At 61.2% G+C, this 15,924-nt stretch carries 10 protein-coding genes and 1 pseudogene; all 11 read right to left on the bottom strand.

Going from position 1 to position 15,924, the window contains the following annotated elements:
• Nucleotides 1-129 precede the first annotated feature (129 nt).
• The 11 genes and pseudogenes from GH664_RS19645 to meaB all read right to left on the bottom strand — a co-directional run bounded on the left by GH664_RS19645 (nucleotide 130) and on the right by meaB (nucleotide 15,920).
• The gene (locus tag GH664_RS19645; protein ID WP_153169798.1) at nucleotides 130-483 is read right to left on the bottom strand and encodes a hypothetical protein; all 354 of its coding nucleotides are present in this window, start codon (nucleotides 481-483) and stop codon (nucleotides 130-132) included.
• A 509-nt stretch (nucleotides 484-992) separates the two neighbouring features.
• Nucleotides 993-2,252: a hypothetical protein gene (locus GH664_RS19640; RefSeq protein ID WP_153169797.1), complete on the bottom strand. Its 1,260-nt coding sequence runs from the start codon at nucleotides 2,250-2,252 to the stop codon at nucleotides 993-995.
• 304 nt (nucleotides 2,253-2,556) lie between these two features.
• Nucleotides 2,557-3,801 carry a lipopolysaccharide biosynthesis protein gene (locus tag GH664_RS19635; protein ID WP_368857361.1) on the bottom strand — a complete coding sequence of 415 codons (1,245 nt, stop codon included), beginning with the start codon at nucleotides 3,799-3,801 and terminating at the stop codon, nucleotides 2,557-2,559.
• A 206-nt stretch (nucleotides 3,802-4,007) separates the two neighbouring features.
• Nucleotides 4,008-5,291: a Vi polysaccharide biosynthesis UDP-N-acetylglucosamine C-6 dehydrogenase TviB gene (gene tviB, locus GH664_RS19630; RefSeq protein WP_228111635.1), complete on the bottom strand. Its 1,284-nt coding sequence runs from the start codon at nucleotides 5,289-5,291 to the stop codon at nucleotides 4,008-4,010.
• A 945-nt stretch (nucleotides 5,292-6,236) separates the two neighbouring features.
• Nucleotides 6,237-6,764, bottom strand: a pseudogene (locus tag GH664_RS19625) (MraY family glycosyltransferase); the annotation flags it as partial.
• Between the two features lie 235 nt (nucleotides 6,765-6,999).
• Entirely contained in the window at nucleotides 7,000-9,240 is a 2,241-nt protein-coding gene (locus GH664_RS19620; RefSeq protein WP_153169792.1) for a polysaccharide biosynthesis tyrosine autokinase, read from the bottom strand.
• Between the two features lie 39 nt (nucleotides 9,241-9,279).
• Nucleotides 9,280-10,515, bottom strand: coding sequence for a polysaccharide export protein (locus tag GH664_RS19615; RefSeq protein WP_228111632.1), 1,236 nt, complete (start codon nucleotides 10,513-10,515; stop codon nucleotides 9,280-9,282).
• A 660-nt stretch (nucleotides 10,516-11,175) separates the two neighbouring features.
• Nucleotides 11,176-13,161, bottom strand: a complete 1,986-nt coding sequence (gene accC / locus GH664_RS19610; protein WP_153169791.1) for an acetyl-CoA carboxylase biotin carboxylase subunit — start codon at nucleotides 13,159-13,161, stop codon at nucleotides 11,176-11,178.
• Nucleotides 13,154-13,276 (bottom strand): hypothetical protein, encoded by a 123-nt coding sequence (locus GH664_RS19605; RefSeq protein WP_255424955.1) that lies wholly within the window; start codon nucleotides 13,274-13,276, stop codon nucleotides 13,154-13,156. The genes accC and GH664_RS19605 overlap by 8 nt, the downstream gene beginning before the upstream one ends.
• Before the next feature lie 21 nt (nucleotides 13,277-13,297).
• A complete protein-coding gene (locus tag GH664_RS19600; RefSeq protein ID WP_153169788.1) occupies nucleotides 13,298-14,830 on the bottom strand; it encodes an acyl-CoA carboxylase subunit beta in 1,533 nt (510 codons plus the stop codon).
• Between the two features lie 85 nt (nucleotides 14,831-14,915).
• Nucleotides 14,916-15,920, bottom strand: coding sequence for a methylmalonyl Co-A mutase-associated GTPase MeaB (gene meaB / locus GH664_RS19595; protein ID WP_153169787.1), 1,005 nt, complete (start codon nucleotides 15,918-15,920; stop codon nucleotides 14,916-14,918).
• Nucleotides 15,921-15,924 lie beyond the last annotated feature (4 nt).

Here is a 15,924-nt window from a genome sequence, read left to right as displayed (position 1 = left end):
TCGGGCATCGCAGCATTGCGGTCGATGCCTTTGTAGGCACTCCTAGTAGTTCAGCGCCGGCGATACCAACCGGCGCAGAACAGATATAGCCATCTCCGGATTCAAGCTCACGAACTCGTCGGGTTAAGCTCAGCCCCGCTCGCCGCGGATGGTGGCATCTACCCTCAGCATTTTCGATGTTCCACTCTCGGACCTGATTAGAAAAAAATCAAAAGTCTGCCGATGACCACGAGCATCTTCCGCCGCGGTGCATGAATCAGGCTTCTTGCGAAACCATTGGCCCAGCACTTTCAATAGCGCGTGCAAAGAGCTAGGCACTACCTCGTGGCCCCTGAGATCATAGATGTCAATCGATGCCTGCCGGCGAGCAATTGACCACCAGCCATACTCGACATCGAGTAGCAGGAAGCCCGGTTCGAACCCTACCGACTGCACATCTCGTCGCTCAAGTACATCTCGTACGTCCTCAATCTTGGCACGCATAACTATCATTTCGCATCGCGCGCAGACTCGCGAGAGTGACGCCTTGAGTTAAGCCAGCACCTGCGTTGGCTACTGCTCAGCGGCTACCCGTGCGTACAACTCTAGCCACGACTCCAAGATCGAGCAATTCGATGCCGCTAAACTGTCTGACTGGGAACATAACTACGCAATGACTAAATTTATGTGGAATCTAACTAGCGTTTGGCTGGATCGACTCAGCGTCACGGATAAATTTTTCGCCTGCTGGACAATGGTCCAGCGTTCAACTTTACCCGTGGCATCGCAACCTTAGCCACCCCTCAAAACAGTAACGGCGCGAGTTGTTCAACCGAGACCTTTTCTCAATCAAACGTGCCCTGCTTGCAAGGCGGACACTTCACCAAGCCGCGACCACGCGTAATCATGATCACACTGCACGAATTATTGTCGTAAAAACGTCCCATAGCTTTCAGCTTAATTCTTCCGCCAGGGATCCGAATCATGCGAGAAATTCATTAACGAAAATGAAGCTAGCGGGAAATCTCGCCTCTTACTGCAGAAGAAACTCTGCCTGAAAAAACATAACAAGACAGCAAAACAAGAAACCAGTAAATAAGCGTATATTGATTCCCTGAGTAAGTGCCAAGACGGTAATAAAAAACGCCCGACATCATAAACTGGAAATAAAATGCCACCATGAGTAGGTAAGTTACCGGATGAAATCTCTTTCCAAACCACAAGACCCAGCAGAAAAATCCTGAAAAGGTGAGAGTAAAACTCAACAATGAGGACCAACCTGACACTGAGTAAAAATCCTTTAGAAACGTACCGAAAGACCATTCATAGGGACTTGTTCTAACGACATCCTCAACTTCCCCAAAAAGAAGCTTCTGAAAAAATGGAAATCTTAAACTGAGCCCATAGAAGCGCTCTTGAGCGACCATCGTTTCTGAAAACACATATACCTGCTGCCCAATGTAACTCACTGTCCCACCGACGAGGTCTGTCTCACGCTCCAACCCAGTAAACCGCTGCGCCGTGAACGTACCCAAAACAGCTACGGCGGCGAAAGACAGCGTGACTGCAAGTCGAACAATCATTCTCCGCTGGGCTTCGCCAAGCTCTTCCCTGAAGACGCCGTAGAAAAAAAGCATCCCGAACAAGAAGAACACCACGCCGTCCCGTGCCGCAAAGGTCATGCTCGAAATTACGTACAAGGTGCTACCGAGAAAAGTCGACGCTCGTACAAAAAGACCCATTCTCTTGATCACTGCGAGATAGAACATAATCATGTAGACGATATGAAAACTAGAAATCCCAACCGCTAAAGTCGTGAGATAGCCCTCAGGAAGAACACTCAACCCCTCGACATTGAGATCCTTTCTAATTGAGTACGCGCCAGTCACAAAAGAGATAACTGCATACGGTGCTTGATAAATAGCGGCAAACCAAGCAGAAACCGATGCAACAAGGAATACGCCGTGAATTAATGACGTCATTCTGAAATCGAAAGAATCAAAACGATAACGCCGCAGATTCAGTATTGGCAGCAAGCATAGAACCACAAGTACAGCATAAATGACCGCATGAACGAAGCTATATGCTTTAAAATGGAATGTAGGAAGGTCACTTTGATCTAAGAATAGCCCACAGAATCCACTGAACACATAAATCCAAATGACAATAGAGAGCGGATTGCGATCAATATGAAAAATACCTCGCCCTTCAGCCGATAAAGAGGCATATACCCCGAAGCACAGGAACAGGAGGAGCGGTATTTCAGCAAACATTCAAGCCCCAAACTCGCGTTACAGATATCTAACAGAGATAAAAACAAAGAATCAAAAGGCATGCGAGACGTCAAATAACCAAGGCCCTCTGCCCCATGGACAAATGAACCAGCGACTTAGGATCTCTCAACAGCATTTTCGCGATCTCTCGCAGCATCCTATCAGCGACATGGCCCCATAAATGTGCCGATTGTTCCAAAACCCACTAAGACGACCATTCAGCCCATCCTCTAAAGCCATAGAACACGCCTTCAATCGAGAACTACGCACATCCGTCAATGCAGCTTTAAACATATAACAGGAACTAATCTCGACGCATAGCATTTAAACCGCTACTTCGAACAACCCAAACGATGAGCCAAATGTAAGCTAAAGCACCGGCGACAGCGAAAAATGCAATGGCGATCAGCGGGTTTCTATAGAGATAGAAACCTACGATGAGAGCAATCGCCTTCGCTGCAGCACTAGCGATTTCATAAAACAGAAACTGCTTTTGAATACCCAAAACTGGGATCGCTGCGATGGCCGGCCTATTTATATACTGAAAGAAAACCAAAACAGCCAGCCACTGCGCAAAAAGACCTGCGACACGCCAATCGGATCCGAAGACAAGTTCAAAGAGGTAGGGGCCAAGAAGGACCACAGAACCAAACGGAACCAGACCTGATATAGCCATCCCAAGAGTAGACCGAACAATCAGACGTTGAGCGTTTTCTCCAGCGCGCAACGCCTCGTTCACTCGGGGATAAAAAACCGACAACACAGCACCGCCGATCAAGGCAGACGGTACACCCAGCACGGAAAACGCAATTGAATACTGCCCAGCCGGTCCAGCGCCAAAAATGATTGAGAGCAGAAGCAAAGGCATACTCTGAGAGAGTACATTTATCAAGTTTTGCGGCATACGATACAAGGGAAAATCAGAGTATCGCTTTAGAAGTTCGTTCACGCTTGAGGCGGCACTTGGACCGGCCTCAGAGTGATCAAACGCTGCCCCTTTCCTACATCCGAAGTAGGTTAGCAATAAACCTAACCCCGAGCCTATTACGTTCACAACAATTAGAGCCATGGCCGTAGGCGAAATATAACCAACTGCCGCTTTACCCCCATTTACCATCAATGAGGTAAAAACGGCGAAACGCGCAGTAAGCGCGAATGCCCGCTTTCTTATTAGCCACTGCGCTTGAATTGCGCTTAAAACTGAAATGAATGTTGCGATTGGCAGTAAAAGAACAAAATCACTCAAAACCTCCGCCTTTACCAGTGAAAAAAGATCGCCACTAAAGGACACAAGCAATAATGCAAAGAGCAGCGAAATTATCGCACCACACCAAGCAGTAATTTTGGCGATCCGTAGAGCATCCGCATCGCCCGAGGGAAGGACTACTGCGGTTGGATATCCGAGTGCAGCAACGGTCGCCAATATATTTAAAACTGACAGAAAAACACCCTGCACTCCATAGGATTCTGGGCCGTACAGCCGCGTGATAAGCGGCGCGAACGCCATCATAATCACTTGCGCCCCGGCGGTTCCTCCTGCAACCATCAATACGTTTCGGAGAAACCTACTTCTGCCAAGGGGATTCAATCAATTTCTCGCTTATCGGATTGGCGAATTGCATTAAAGAACATCAAATTGATTTGATTGGTGCGAGGACGTATGAGATCCGTTGCTAGGTATTTTGTGGTTTCGCTTTCCATAAATCGTTGGATCTCCTGCCTGCCCTTATTTTAGAACTTACAGACACGTTCTCATTAAAGTCGCAGATCCGCAGCATTTCGCGGCATCACGTACTTGAGGTCGTACACCACATGCTCAGGCTTGCCGAGCGCACGGATGGCATCGGCGCCCATGGCCTTGAACTGTTCATGCGCCACGCCGACGATGATCGCGTCGTAGGTGCCGGGCTGCGGGGCATCGATCGGGGTGAGGCCGTATTCGTGCTGGGCCTCGGCCACGTCCACCCACGGGTCGTACACGTCGGCCTGGATGTTGTAGTCGCCCAGCTCCTTGACGATGTCGACGATGCGGGTGTTGCGCAGGTCGGGGCAGTTTTCCTTGAAGGTGAGGCCCATGACCAGCACGCGCGCGCCTTCGACCTGGATGCGGCGCTTGAGCATGGCCTTGACGAGCTGCGACACCACGTAGGCGCCCATGCCGTCGTTCAGCCGCCGGCCGGCGAGGATGATCTCGGGGTGGTAGCCGATGGCCTGCGCCTTGTGGGTGAGGTAGTACGGGTCCACGCCGATGCAGTGGCCGCCCACCAGGCCCGGGCGGAAGGGCAGGAAGTTCCACTTGCTGCCGGCGGCCTGGAGCACGGCTTCGGTGTCGATGCCCATGCGGTTGAAGATGATGGCCAGCTCGTTGATGAGGGCGATGTTGACGTCGCGCTGGGTGTTTTCGATGACCTTGGCGGCCTCGGCTACGCGGATGCTCTCGGCCTTGTGGGTGCCGACGACGATGATCTCGCGGTAGAGCGCGTCCACCAGCTCGGCCACTTCGGGCGTGGATCCGGAGGTGACCTTCTTTATCGTGGAGACGCGGTGCTCCTTGTCGCCCGGGTTGATGCGCTCGGGGCTGTAGCCGGCGTAGAAGTCGACGTTGAACTTGAGGCCGGAGGTCTTTTCGAGGACGGGGACGCAGTCTTCCTCGGTGGCGCCGGGGTAAACGGTGGATTCATAGATGACCACATCGCCCGGCTTGAGCACGGTGCCGATGGTGGTGGAGGCCTTGATCAGCGGCGTGAGGTCGGGGCGCTTGTGCTCGTCGATCGGCGTGGGCACGGTAACGATGAACACGTTGCAGGCAGCCAGGTCGCTCAGCGCGGCGGTACAGCGCAGACCGGTGGCCTCGCGCAGTTCTTCGTCGGACACTTCGAGGGTTGCGTCATGGCCGGCGCGCAGCGCGCCGATGCGGTCGACGTTGATGTCGAAGCCGGCGACTTTGCGTCGCTTGGCGAACTCCACGGCCAGCGGCAGGCCAACGTAGCCCAGACCGATGACGGCCAGCCGGACCTGGTCCAGGGACGGAAACTTCATTGCTTGCTTACCTCTTTGAGGGGGGGTTTTATCTTGCCTGGAGGCTGGCTGCAACGCGGCCCGCACGAAGCAGCTCGTTGCGGCACGGGGCCGGGCCGGCAGGCCGTCGGCCAGGGGCACTTCCGGATGCGAATGGGTTTCGTCCAGGTCGAGGTCGGTGATGCGGCCGCTGCCGACGTGGGCGTCGATTTCGACCACCAGGACATGGGCGCGTGGGTTGCGGCGGTCGGCACGGCGACGGTCGCTGTCGACGGTCACAGCGCCAGCGCGCGGGTCGTTGGCCGGGTCGCGCAGCACGAGTGGGCGCACCACCACGTGCTGATATTCGCGCAGGCGCCGGCGCACCATGCGGACATAGCGCCGGATGGTTTCCAACGAAGCGCCTTCGTCGTCGAGCTGGATGTTGACCAGGGCATAGCGCCGGCGACCGCCGGGGCCTGTCTGCTCGTAGATGCGGACGTGCACGTCGGCGTCCTGGCCGAGCTCGTGAGCGATGGCGTCGATCAGGTGGCTGGCGTCGCTTGCTCCGTCCTGACCCACGTAGAGTCCGCAGCTTGCGGCGGGCAGCAGCCCCAGCGCGGTGTGCAGCTTGTGCAGGTACGCCACCGCGCGCGAGGTGCGCACGGTGACTGCGAAATACAGCGCGAACAGTGCCAGGAAAACCAGCAGCAGCGCGCCTTCGCTGGCGCCGAGCGCTTCCGCCCCCACGCCCGCCACGCCCAGCACAAGCTGTAGCGCGGCGACGATGGCGACGATGTCGTCCACCCGGAAGCCGGCTTGCTGCATGAGGTGGTGGAGGTGGTAGCGGTCGGGCGCGAAGGGGGATTTGCCCAGCCACAAGCGGCGGAGCATGACGCCCACGGTGTCCATGAGCGGCACGGCGAGCAGCCACACCGCCACAACCGGCGCGATGATGCGCGACTCGCCCTGCGACATGTCGATGAGCAGGCTGGCCAGCAGCAGGCCGAGCAGCATGCTGCCGTTATCGCCGAGGAAGACCCGCGCCCGACTCTGGCCGCGGCGACGAAGGTTGTAGTAGAGGAAGCCGCCCACGCCGCCGAGCAGGCCGAAGCTGACGATGACGTGCTCGGCCGAGCCCGCGCCGACGGCGACGCCGCTGATCACCAGCAGGCTCATGAAGGCGATGGAGCCGGCCATGCCGTCCATGCCGTCGATCATGTTCAGCGCATTGATGACGCCGATGGTGGCGAACACGGTGAAGGGCACCGAGAGCGCGCCCAGCGGGAGGCTGTCGTCGAACAGGAGACCGCCGAGGTCGAGTAGCACCACCTCGCCGACGAAGATCATGATCAGCGCGGCACAGGCCTGGATGACGAAGCGGATGCGAAAACCGAGCCGCCAGATGTCGTCCGCGAGCCCGGTGACGAACATGATGATGGCTGCCAGCGCCAGGCCAACGGCAAAGCCTTCGAGTTGCGGCTGCTGGTGAAAGAGCGCCAGGAACGAGGCCATGACGGCCAGGAGTAGCCCGATCCCGCCCACGAAGGGCGTGCTGTGCTCATGCTGCTTGTGCTCGCCCGGGAGGTCCACCAGCTTCAGTGCGGGGGCAGCCGACATGGCCAGCCGGATGGCTACCCCGGAGACTACTGCACTCAGCAACAGGATGCCGATTTTGACCATGTAGCGAGACCTCACGAAAAGTTGCCGGGCGGGGCGAGTGCTGTGCGACTCGCCCCTGTGGGGTGACTCAGGAGCGCTCGTAGGTGTAGCGGTATTGGTAGCCCGCCTGGCCGTAGCGGTAGCGCTGACGGGTCATGTCCATGTCGTTGAACACGAAGCCCTTCACCTGCACGCCGGCGTGGCCCAGCCGTGCGACGGCCTGTTCGAGCTCTGCGATGGGGTGCGTGCCGGCACGCGCCACCAGCAGGGTGGCGCCGACGTGGCGGCCGATGATGGCTGCATCGGAAACGGCCAGCACCGGCGGCGTATCGACGATGACGATGTCGAACTGCTCGCCGAGCGCATGCAGCAGCGCCTCGAAGCGCGGGTGCATGAGCAGCTCTGACGGGTTGGGCGGGATCTGGCCTGTGGTGACCACGCAGAAGCCCGGTTGCGGCGTCGCGCGCACGATGGCGGCCAGATCGGCCGCACCGGTGACGAAGTCGGACACCCCGCCCTCGCGCGGCAGGCCGAATTCCTTGTGGATGTGGCCCTTGCGCAGGTCCGCATCCACCAGCACCACCCGCTTGCCCGCCTGCGCCAGCACGGCGCCGAGGTTCTTGCTGACGAAGCTCTTGCCTACGCCCGGACGCGGACCGGTGATGAGCACCGAGCCGCGGTCCGAACCCAGCAGGGCGAAATGCAGCGTGGTACGCAGGCTGCGGAGGCTTTCCACCGCGTCGTCGTCGGGACGGCTCAGCGCCAGCAATTCACCCTGGCCAGGAGCGCCGCGCGCGGCGCGCCGCGCGATTTCGCCCTCCACCTTGCTGTGCGGCACCGTGGCATAGACGGAGATACCGAGCTCCTTCTCGATTTCCTGCGGGTCTTCGACCACGACGCGAAGCGCACGCTTTGCCCACACGACCGCGAGGCTGGCGAGCACACCGAGCACGCCGCTCAGCAGCAGGATGAGCGCCTTGCGCGGCGCCACCGGACGCGAGGCGGTCACCGCGCCGTCGATCACACGGACGTCGCCCACAGTGCCCGCACGCGCAACGCGCAGTTGCTGGGCGCTGTTGAGCAGGTTGGTGTAGAGCAGCGTGGAGACCTCGACGTCGCGCTTGAGGCGCAGCGCGGTCTGCTGGGTGTCGGGCAACAGGCTGACGTCGCGATCGAGCGCCCCGCGGCGGGCCTGCAGCCGGCCGAGCTGGGCGTCGAGTGCGACCACTTGCGGGTGCTCGGGCGTGAAGCGCTGGCGAAGTTCATCGCGCTTTTGCTGCAGGGCGACGATCTCGTTGTCCACCGCCACGATGGAGCCGAGCACCGACTGCGTCTCGATGGTGAGATCCACCGAGCCACGCGTCTGGCGGTATTTGTTGTAGGCGGCCTCGGCGGCGTCGAGCTGGCTCTTGAGCAGGGGCAACTGCGATTCGAGGAAGATCAGCGTCTTCTCGGCTTCGGCGGAGCGGAACTCCACGTTCTGCCGCAGGTAGGCGTTGAGGATCTCGTTCAGGATCGCGCTGGCAAGGGCGGCATCGCTGTCCACATAGCCGACCTCGAGCACACCCGATAGCCTCGCCCGCTCGCGCACGTCGAGCGACTCGAGCATGGCCTTGAGGACGCGCTCTTCGCTCTCGCGGCGAATGCTGAAGCGCGTGTCGGGCCGGGCATCCAGCGCCGCCACGAAGATCTGCACGCCCTCGGCCGCTGCCGCCTCGCCGACGCGGCCCTGCAGCAGCAGTTCGTCGTCCGGCCCCAGCAGGCGGTAGGCGCCCTGCTCTTTGGCAACCAGAGTCAGGGTTTCACCCAGCAGCGCCGGCGCAACCTGCAGATTGTCGAGCTGGATTCGCTCGCCGCCCCAGCCATAGCTGCTCATGCCCAGGAAGGCGTCGGCGGGCGTGTCGCCCGAATAGCGACGGGCCAGCACATTGCCGATCAGCGGGGCGCGCATCGGTTCGGCGCTGACTGCCAGGTTGAGCCGCTCTGCTGCGCGACCGAGGATCAGGCGCGAACGCAGTATCTCGAGCTCGGCGGTGACGGAGGTCTTGTCGCCCAAGAGCGACTGGATGTCTTCCAGACCGGCGATGCCCTTGCGTTTTTCCTCCACCTGGAGGAGCGCGTCGGCGCGGTAGATGGGCGTGGTAGTGAACGCCACGAGAATGCCGAGGGCCACCGCGGCAGCGGTGATGGCCAGGATGAGCCATTTGTTCTCGAGCAGCGTGGCGACGATCTCGCCGAGATCGATGAAGTCGTCGTTCCGGGCTGCGCGGGGGTTGCCGCCGCCGACCGGAGGATTGCCGGGAAGGGCCGGATTTCGCAAGGGTTCCATGGGATGCATCGGCTATGCCTGTAGTGACTACCGGGGCCGTTACGGCTGCCGCCCGCCGAACAGCGGGTACTGGGTGTTGCCCAGGTTGTAGAGCATGGTGGAGGTCGGCAGGATGTTGCTGATGACGCGGTTCCAGCGTGCGATGTCGGCTACATCCACATAGACGATGTCGCGCGGCTGAAGCGGGAAGCTTTCGGCGAGCAGCAGCGCGTCGGGTGTGGTGGCGTTGAGATGGAACAGCTCGGAGTTGCCGTCCCGGGTGCGCATGACGTAGATCCAGCCCGGCGCCGAGGTGGTCTGGTTGACGAAGCCGGCGTCGCTCAGCGCCTCGGCCAGCGTGGCGCGGCGCTTGTTCATGACGAAGGAGCCCGGTTTGGAGACCTCGCCCAGCACGAAGATCTTGTTGCCGCTGCGGTCGGGAACGTTGACGACGTCGCCCGGCTCGAGCTGTATGTTCTGGGTGGTGTCGCCGTTCTCGTACAGCGCCTGGAGGTCCACGCGGTAGGTGACGCCGCCACGGGTGAGCAGCACGCTGCCGTGGTCAGCCTCGGCGGTGACGCCACCGGCGCGGTTGATCGCCTCGAGCATGGTCATGCGGATGTCGTCGATGGCCTGCAGGCCGGGCTTGGCGACCTCGCCCACGACGTAGATGCGCTTGCTGCGGAAGGAAATGACCCGCACGTCGAGCTGAACCTTCTCGATGACACGCGACAGGCGGTTGGCGAGCAGGTTGCGCATCTCACCGACCGTCATGCCGCTGACTTTGAGCGTGCCGACATAGGGGTAGAAGATGGTGCCGTCCTCGGCGACGAGGGTGCCCGACTGCTCGGCGGAACGGAAGGAGCCCGCCGGGATGGTGAGCTCGGGGTGGTCCCACACGGTGACGTTGACGATGTCGCCGGGGCCGATGCGGTAGTCCCGATGCATGAGTCCGAGCTGCGGCACGGAAGACTGCGTGGTGGCCGTACGCCCTCCTGCCGCGCTGGTGCGGAAGCGCGTTTCGCTCGCGCGCACCTGTTCGATGATGAGGTCGGCAGTGATCTTCGTCACCTTGACGTTCGCCGGCACCTGGCCTTCGGCGTCGTCCTTGACTGGCAGCTGCACATTGGATTCGCTGCGCATGTTGAACGCCGAGGTACCCGGGATCACGGTGCATGCGGAGAGGAACCCAGCAGCGCACAAAACCGCGCCGAGCCGGGCAGCGCGCATGTCGACACGCTGGGCGCGGCGGGCCGCGGGCAGCGGCATGAGCGTGTTGTCGTCTTTCTTTGTCATCAGTAAAACCTGTTCTTGAGTTCCGTGCGCACGCACGGACAGGACGCCGCCTGCAACCGCGGGCTCGTCACCCAGGGCTGCAGCGCATTCACGCGTTTCATTCGCGTGCGAGACCGCCGAGCGCGCGAAACCGAATTGTTCAGGGGAGGCAAAACCACCCGGCACCGGAGGCATCACAGCGTGAGCAGATGCGCTCGGCTTTTTTTGACCCGACTGACGTCGTGTTTCCTTCGCCCATGCACATCGGATGCCTGACGTATGGCGTTCAGATCGCCTTCACGATCGCGTCAGACGCGCTTCTGATTCCTTCATTTCACGCTGCTGCACCACAGCATGAGGCGCGAATATAACCGCAATTTTGCATACCGCAACCCCCCCCGACTGCGTGCATTCGTCGTATCTTTTTCATCTCATTCGGGTATCACCGCACCAGCACTCGGTTTGCGGGAAGAAGATGAATCCAAATCGAGAACAAGGAAATGTCCAATAATTTTCTGGGAGAGCTCACTCAGACCTGCGGACATCACCTTCGGGCTGCGCCATGCGAAGTGGTACGCAATCAGTATTGCAATGAAATGTGGCTGCAAAATGAAAGCGGCCCTCCGCTTTCGCGAAGGGCCGCTGCTGGTGGACCGGCGCACGCGAAGTGCGCCGTCGAGCTCACTCGAACTCGATGATGACCTCGTCCACCGCCAGGCTGGCGCCCGGGCTGGCGACGATCTTCTTCACCGTGCCGTCCTGCTCGGCCTTCAAGACGTTTTCCATCTTCATCGCCTCGATCACGGCGAGCTTCTCGCCTGCCTTCACTTCCTGGCCAACGGCGACCGAGACCTCGCGCAGCAGACCCGGCATCGGCGACAGCAGGAACTTGGACAGGTCGGGCGGCAGCTTCGCCGGCATCAGCGACAGCAGGTGCGCAGCGTGCTTGGTCATGACCATCGGCTCGACCTGCAGGCCGAAGTGCGAGATGCGGTAGCGCAGGCCGCGACGCTCGAGTTGCATGCACACCGGCTCGCCATTGACCGTGCCCTTGAACAACAGGTCGCCGAAACGCCAGTCGGACAGGATGCAATACGCCTTGTCGTCGCTGCGCATCATCATGCCGCCGTCGATCTGCTCCACCGACACCGGGTACTGCCTGCCGCCCATGACGACGACCCAGTCCTTGGCCACGTTGCGGCCGTGGCCGGGCATCTGGCCTTCGATCTGCACTGCACGCTGGATGTAGCGCATGCGGGCGAAGGTGGCGATGGCGGCGAGGAGGGTCGGATCTGCGTGCGGCACCATCGAGGCGTCGAAGCCCTGCGGGTACTCCTCGGCGATGAAGCCGGTGTTGAAGTGGCCCGAGCAGAAGCGCGGATGCTGCAGCAGCGCGGCCTGGAACGGGATGTTGGAGCTGATGCCGCGGATCACGAAGGCATTGAGCGCGTCGCGCATGCGCTCGATCGCGTTCTGGCGGTCGTGGCCATGCACGATGAGCTTGGCGATCATCGAGTCGTAGTACATCGAGATCTCGCCGCCCTCATACACGCCGGTGTCGACGCGCACGCCGTGGCCTTCGGCCGGCGGCTGGAACTTCACCAGGCGGCCGGTGGAAGGCAGGAAGCCGCGGAACGGATCTTCGGCGTTGATGCGGCACTCCATCGACCAGCCGTCGATCTTGACGTCGGCCTGGGTGAAGGACAGCTTCTCTCCGGCGGCGACGCGGATCATCTGCTCGACCAGATCGAGGCCAGTGATGTTCTCGGTGACCGGGTGCTCCACCTGCAGGCGGGTGTTCATCTCGAGGAAGTAGAAGCTCTTGTCGGCGCCGACGACGAACTCCACCGTGCCGGCGGACTCGTAGTTCACCGCGCGCGCCAGCGCCACCGCCTGTTCGCCCATGGCCTTGCGGGTGGCCGGGTCGATGAAGGGCGACGGCGCCTCCTCGATGACTTTCTGGTGACGACGCTGGATCGAGCACTCGCGCTCGTTCAGGTACACGTAGTTGCCGTGGGCGTCGCCCAGCACCTGGATCTCGATGTGGCGCGGCTCGACGACGAACTTCTCGATGAACACGCGATCGTCGCCGAAAGCGTTCTTCGCCTCATTGACGCAGGAGGTGAAGCCTTCGTGCGTTTCCTTGTCGTTGAAGGCGACGCGCAGGCCCTTGCCGCCGCCACCGGCGGAGGCCTTGATCATGACCGGGTAGCCGATCTTCCTGGCGATCTCGACCGCCTCGTCGGGACCGGCGATGGCGTCGTTGTGGCCAGGAATGGTGTTGACACCGGCGGCCAGGGCGAGCTTCTTGGACTCGATCTTGTCGCCCATCTTGCCGACCGAATAGGCCTTCGGCCCGATGAACTTGATGCCTTCCTCTTCCAGCCGGCGCGAGAACTCCTCGTTCTCCGACAGGAAGCCGTAGCCCGGGTGCACCGCCTCGGCGCCCGTCTGCTTGCAGGCGGCGATGATCTTGTCCATCACCAGGTAGGATTCCTTGGACGGCGCCGGGCCGATGCACACGGCCTCGTCGGCCAGGTCGACATGCAGCGCGTCCTTGTCCGCCACCGAATACACGGCGACCGTCTTGATGCCCATCTTGCGGGCGGTCTTGATGACCCGGCAGGCGATTTCACCGCGGTTTGCGATCAGGATCTTCTTAAACATTCGTGGCCTCCGCGGTGAAATCGCAGCGTGCTTCGCACGCCAGGCAATGTGACTTCGTCGCTGCGCCGCTACGCGGCTGGTCACCGCGGTTTGCAGTCAGGATCTTCTTGAACATGTATGTATCCTCGTGCGGCGATCAGAGCGGGATGTTGCCGTGCTTGCGCCACGGATTCTCGAGTTCCTTGTCGCGCAGCATGGCCAGCGAGCGGCAGACGCGCTTACGGGTGTTGTGCGGCATGATCACGTCGTCGATGAAGCCGCGGTGCGCCGCCACGAACGGGTTGGCGAAGCGCTCCTTGTATTCGGCTTCGCGCTGCGCGAGCTTCTCGGGGTCGTTCTTCTCCTCGCGGAAGATGATCTCCACCGCACCCTTCGGCCCCATCACCGCGATCTCGGCGCTCGGCCAGGCAAGGTTCACGTCGCCGCGCAGGTGCTTGGACGACATCACGTCGTAGGCGCCGCCGTAGGCCTTGCGGGTGATGATGGTGACCTTGGGCACGGTGCATTCGGCATAGGCGTAGAGCAGCTTGGCGCCATGCTTGATGATGCCGCCGTATTCCTGCGCGGTACCGGGCATGAAGCCGGGAACGTCGACCAGGGTGACGACCGGGATGTTGAACGCGTCGCAGAAGCGCACGAAGCGCGCGGCCTTGATCGAGCTCTTGATGTCGAGGCAGCCGGCCAGCACCAGCGGCTGGTTGGCGACGATGCCCACCGGCGAGCCTTCCATGCGCGCAAAGCCGATGATGATGTTCTTGGCGTAGTCGGGCTGCAGTTCGAAGAAGTCGCCGTCGTCGACCATCTTCACGATCAGCTCCTTCATGTCGTAGGGCTGATTCGGGTTGTCCGGCACCAGCGTGTCGAGCGACATCTCGATACGGTCGGCGGGATCGTAGGACGGCATCACCGGCGGCTTCTCGCGATTGCTCGACGGGATGAAGCCGATGAAGCGACGCGTCATCATCAGCGCCTCGACGTCGTTCTCGAACGACAGGTCGGCAACGCCGGACTTGGTGTTGTGGGTGACGGCACCGCCCAGCTCTTCCGCGGTGACTTCCTCGTGCGTCACCGTCTTCACGACTTCGGGGCCGGTGACGAACATGTAGGACGAGTCCTTCACCATGAAGATGAAGTCGGTCATCGCCGGGCTATACACCGCGCCGCCGGCGCAGGGGCCCATGATCAGCGAGATCTGCGGCACCACGCCCGACGCGATCACGTTGCGCTGGAACACGTCGGCGTAGCCGCCGAGCGAATCCACGCCTTCCTGGATGCGGGCGCCGCCCGAATCGTTGAGGCCGATGACCGGCGCGCCGACCTTCAGCGCGTGGTCCATCACCTTGCAGATCTTCTGCGCGTGAGTTTCGGACAACGATCCGCCGAACACGGTGAAGTCCTGCGAGAACACGAACACCAGGCGGCCGTTGACCGTGCCGTAGCCGGTGACGACGCCGTCGCCCGGCACGTGTTCGGCATCCATGTCGAAGTCGGTGCAGCGGTGCTCCTTGAACATGTCCCATTCCTCGAAGCTGTCTTCGTCGAGGAAGAGTTCGATACGTTCGCGCGCGGTCAGCTTGCCCTTGGCGTGCTGCGTGTCGATGCGCTTCTGGCCGCCGCCGAGGCGGGCCTGGGCGCGCTTTTCGTCCAACTGACGAATGATGTCGTGCATTGTTTGACCTCCTATCGGGTTTTGCTGCCCGCCCCACCCTGCGGCCGGGGACGTTGTTTCGCTTCGATTCGTTCGATGTCCGACTTCAACCCAGGTAGCCGAGCAGGCGCTGCGCTGCGGCCGACGGCGTGGTCGCGCCGCCCTCCACCGCGCGCGCCAGCTCCGGCAGCGCCTCCTTCACCCGCGGATGGGCGCGGAATCGGCTGCGCAGGCCGGCGTCGATCAGGTCCCACATCCACGCGAGCGCTTGGTGGCGGCGCTTCGCCTCGAACTCGCCGGACCGGGTCAGCGCGGCACGGTAGTTCGTGACTTCCTTCCAGAAGTCGGCGATGCCCTGCTTCTGCAACGCCGACAGCGTCAGCACCGGCACCGTCCAGTTGGGGCTCGCCGGACGCAGCATGTGCAACGCAGTCTTCATCTGCGCCTGTGCGCGGGTGGCCGCCATCGGGTCGATGTCGGCCTTGTTGATGACGATGAGATCGGCCAGTTCCATGATGCCTTTCTTGATCGCCTGCAGGTCGTCACCCGCGTTGGGCAACTGCAACAGGCAGAAGATGTCGGTCATGCCCGCCACCGCCGTCTCGCTCTGCCCCACGCCCACGGTCTCGACGATGATCACGTCGAAACCGGCCGCCTCGCACACTAACATCGTCTCGCGCGTCTTTTCCGCCACGCCGCCCAGGCTGCCGGCCGAGGGGCTGGGGCGGATGAAGGCGGCGGGGTTCTGGCTGAGCAACTCCATGCGCGTCTTGTCGCCGAGGATGGATCCTCCGGTGAGCGACGAGGACGGGTCCACGGCCAGCACCGCCACCCGCAAGCCCTGCTCGATCAGGTACAGGCCGAGCGCCTCGATGAAGGTCGACTTGCCCACCCCCGGCACGCCGGAGATGCCCACCCGCATCGCGCCACCGGTATGCGGCAGCAGGGCCTCGAGCACGTGGCGCGCACGCGCCTTGTGATCCTCGCGCTGAGACTCGAGCAGCGTGATCGTCTTGGCGAGCGGCCGCAGCTGGCGTGCGAGCACGCCATCGACCAGGGAGCGGTCGGCCGCGTCGAGGTGAGCCGGATGCAGCATTGCAGCTTCGGACATCTCG

Source organism: Thauera sp. 2A1 (assembly GCF_009469595.2).
GTDB lineage: Bacteria > Pseudomonadota > Gammaproteobacteria > Burkholderiales > Rhodocyclaceae > Thauera.
The sequence above is the reverse complement of the archived record's forward strand: the minus strand, read 5'-3'. Positions and strand labels throughout refer to the sequence as shown.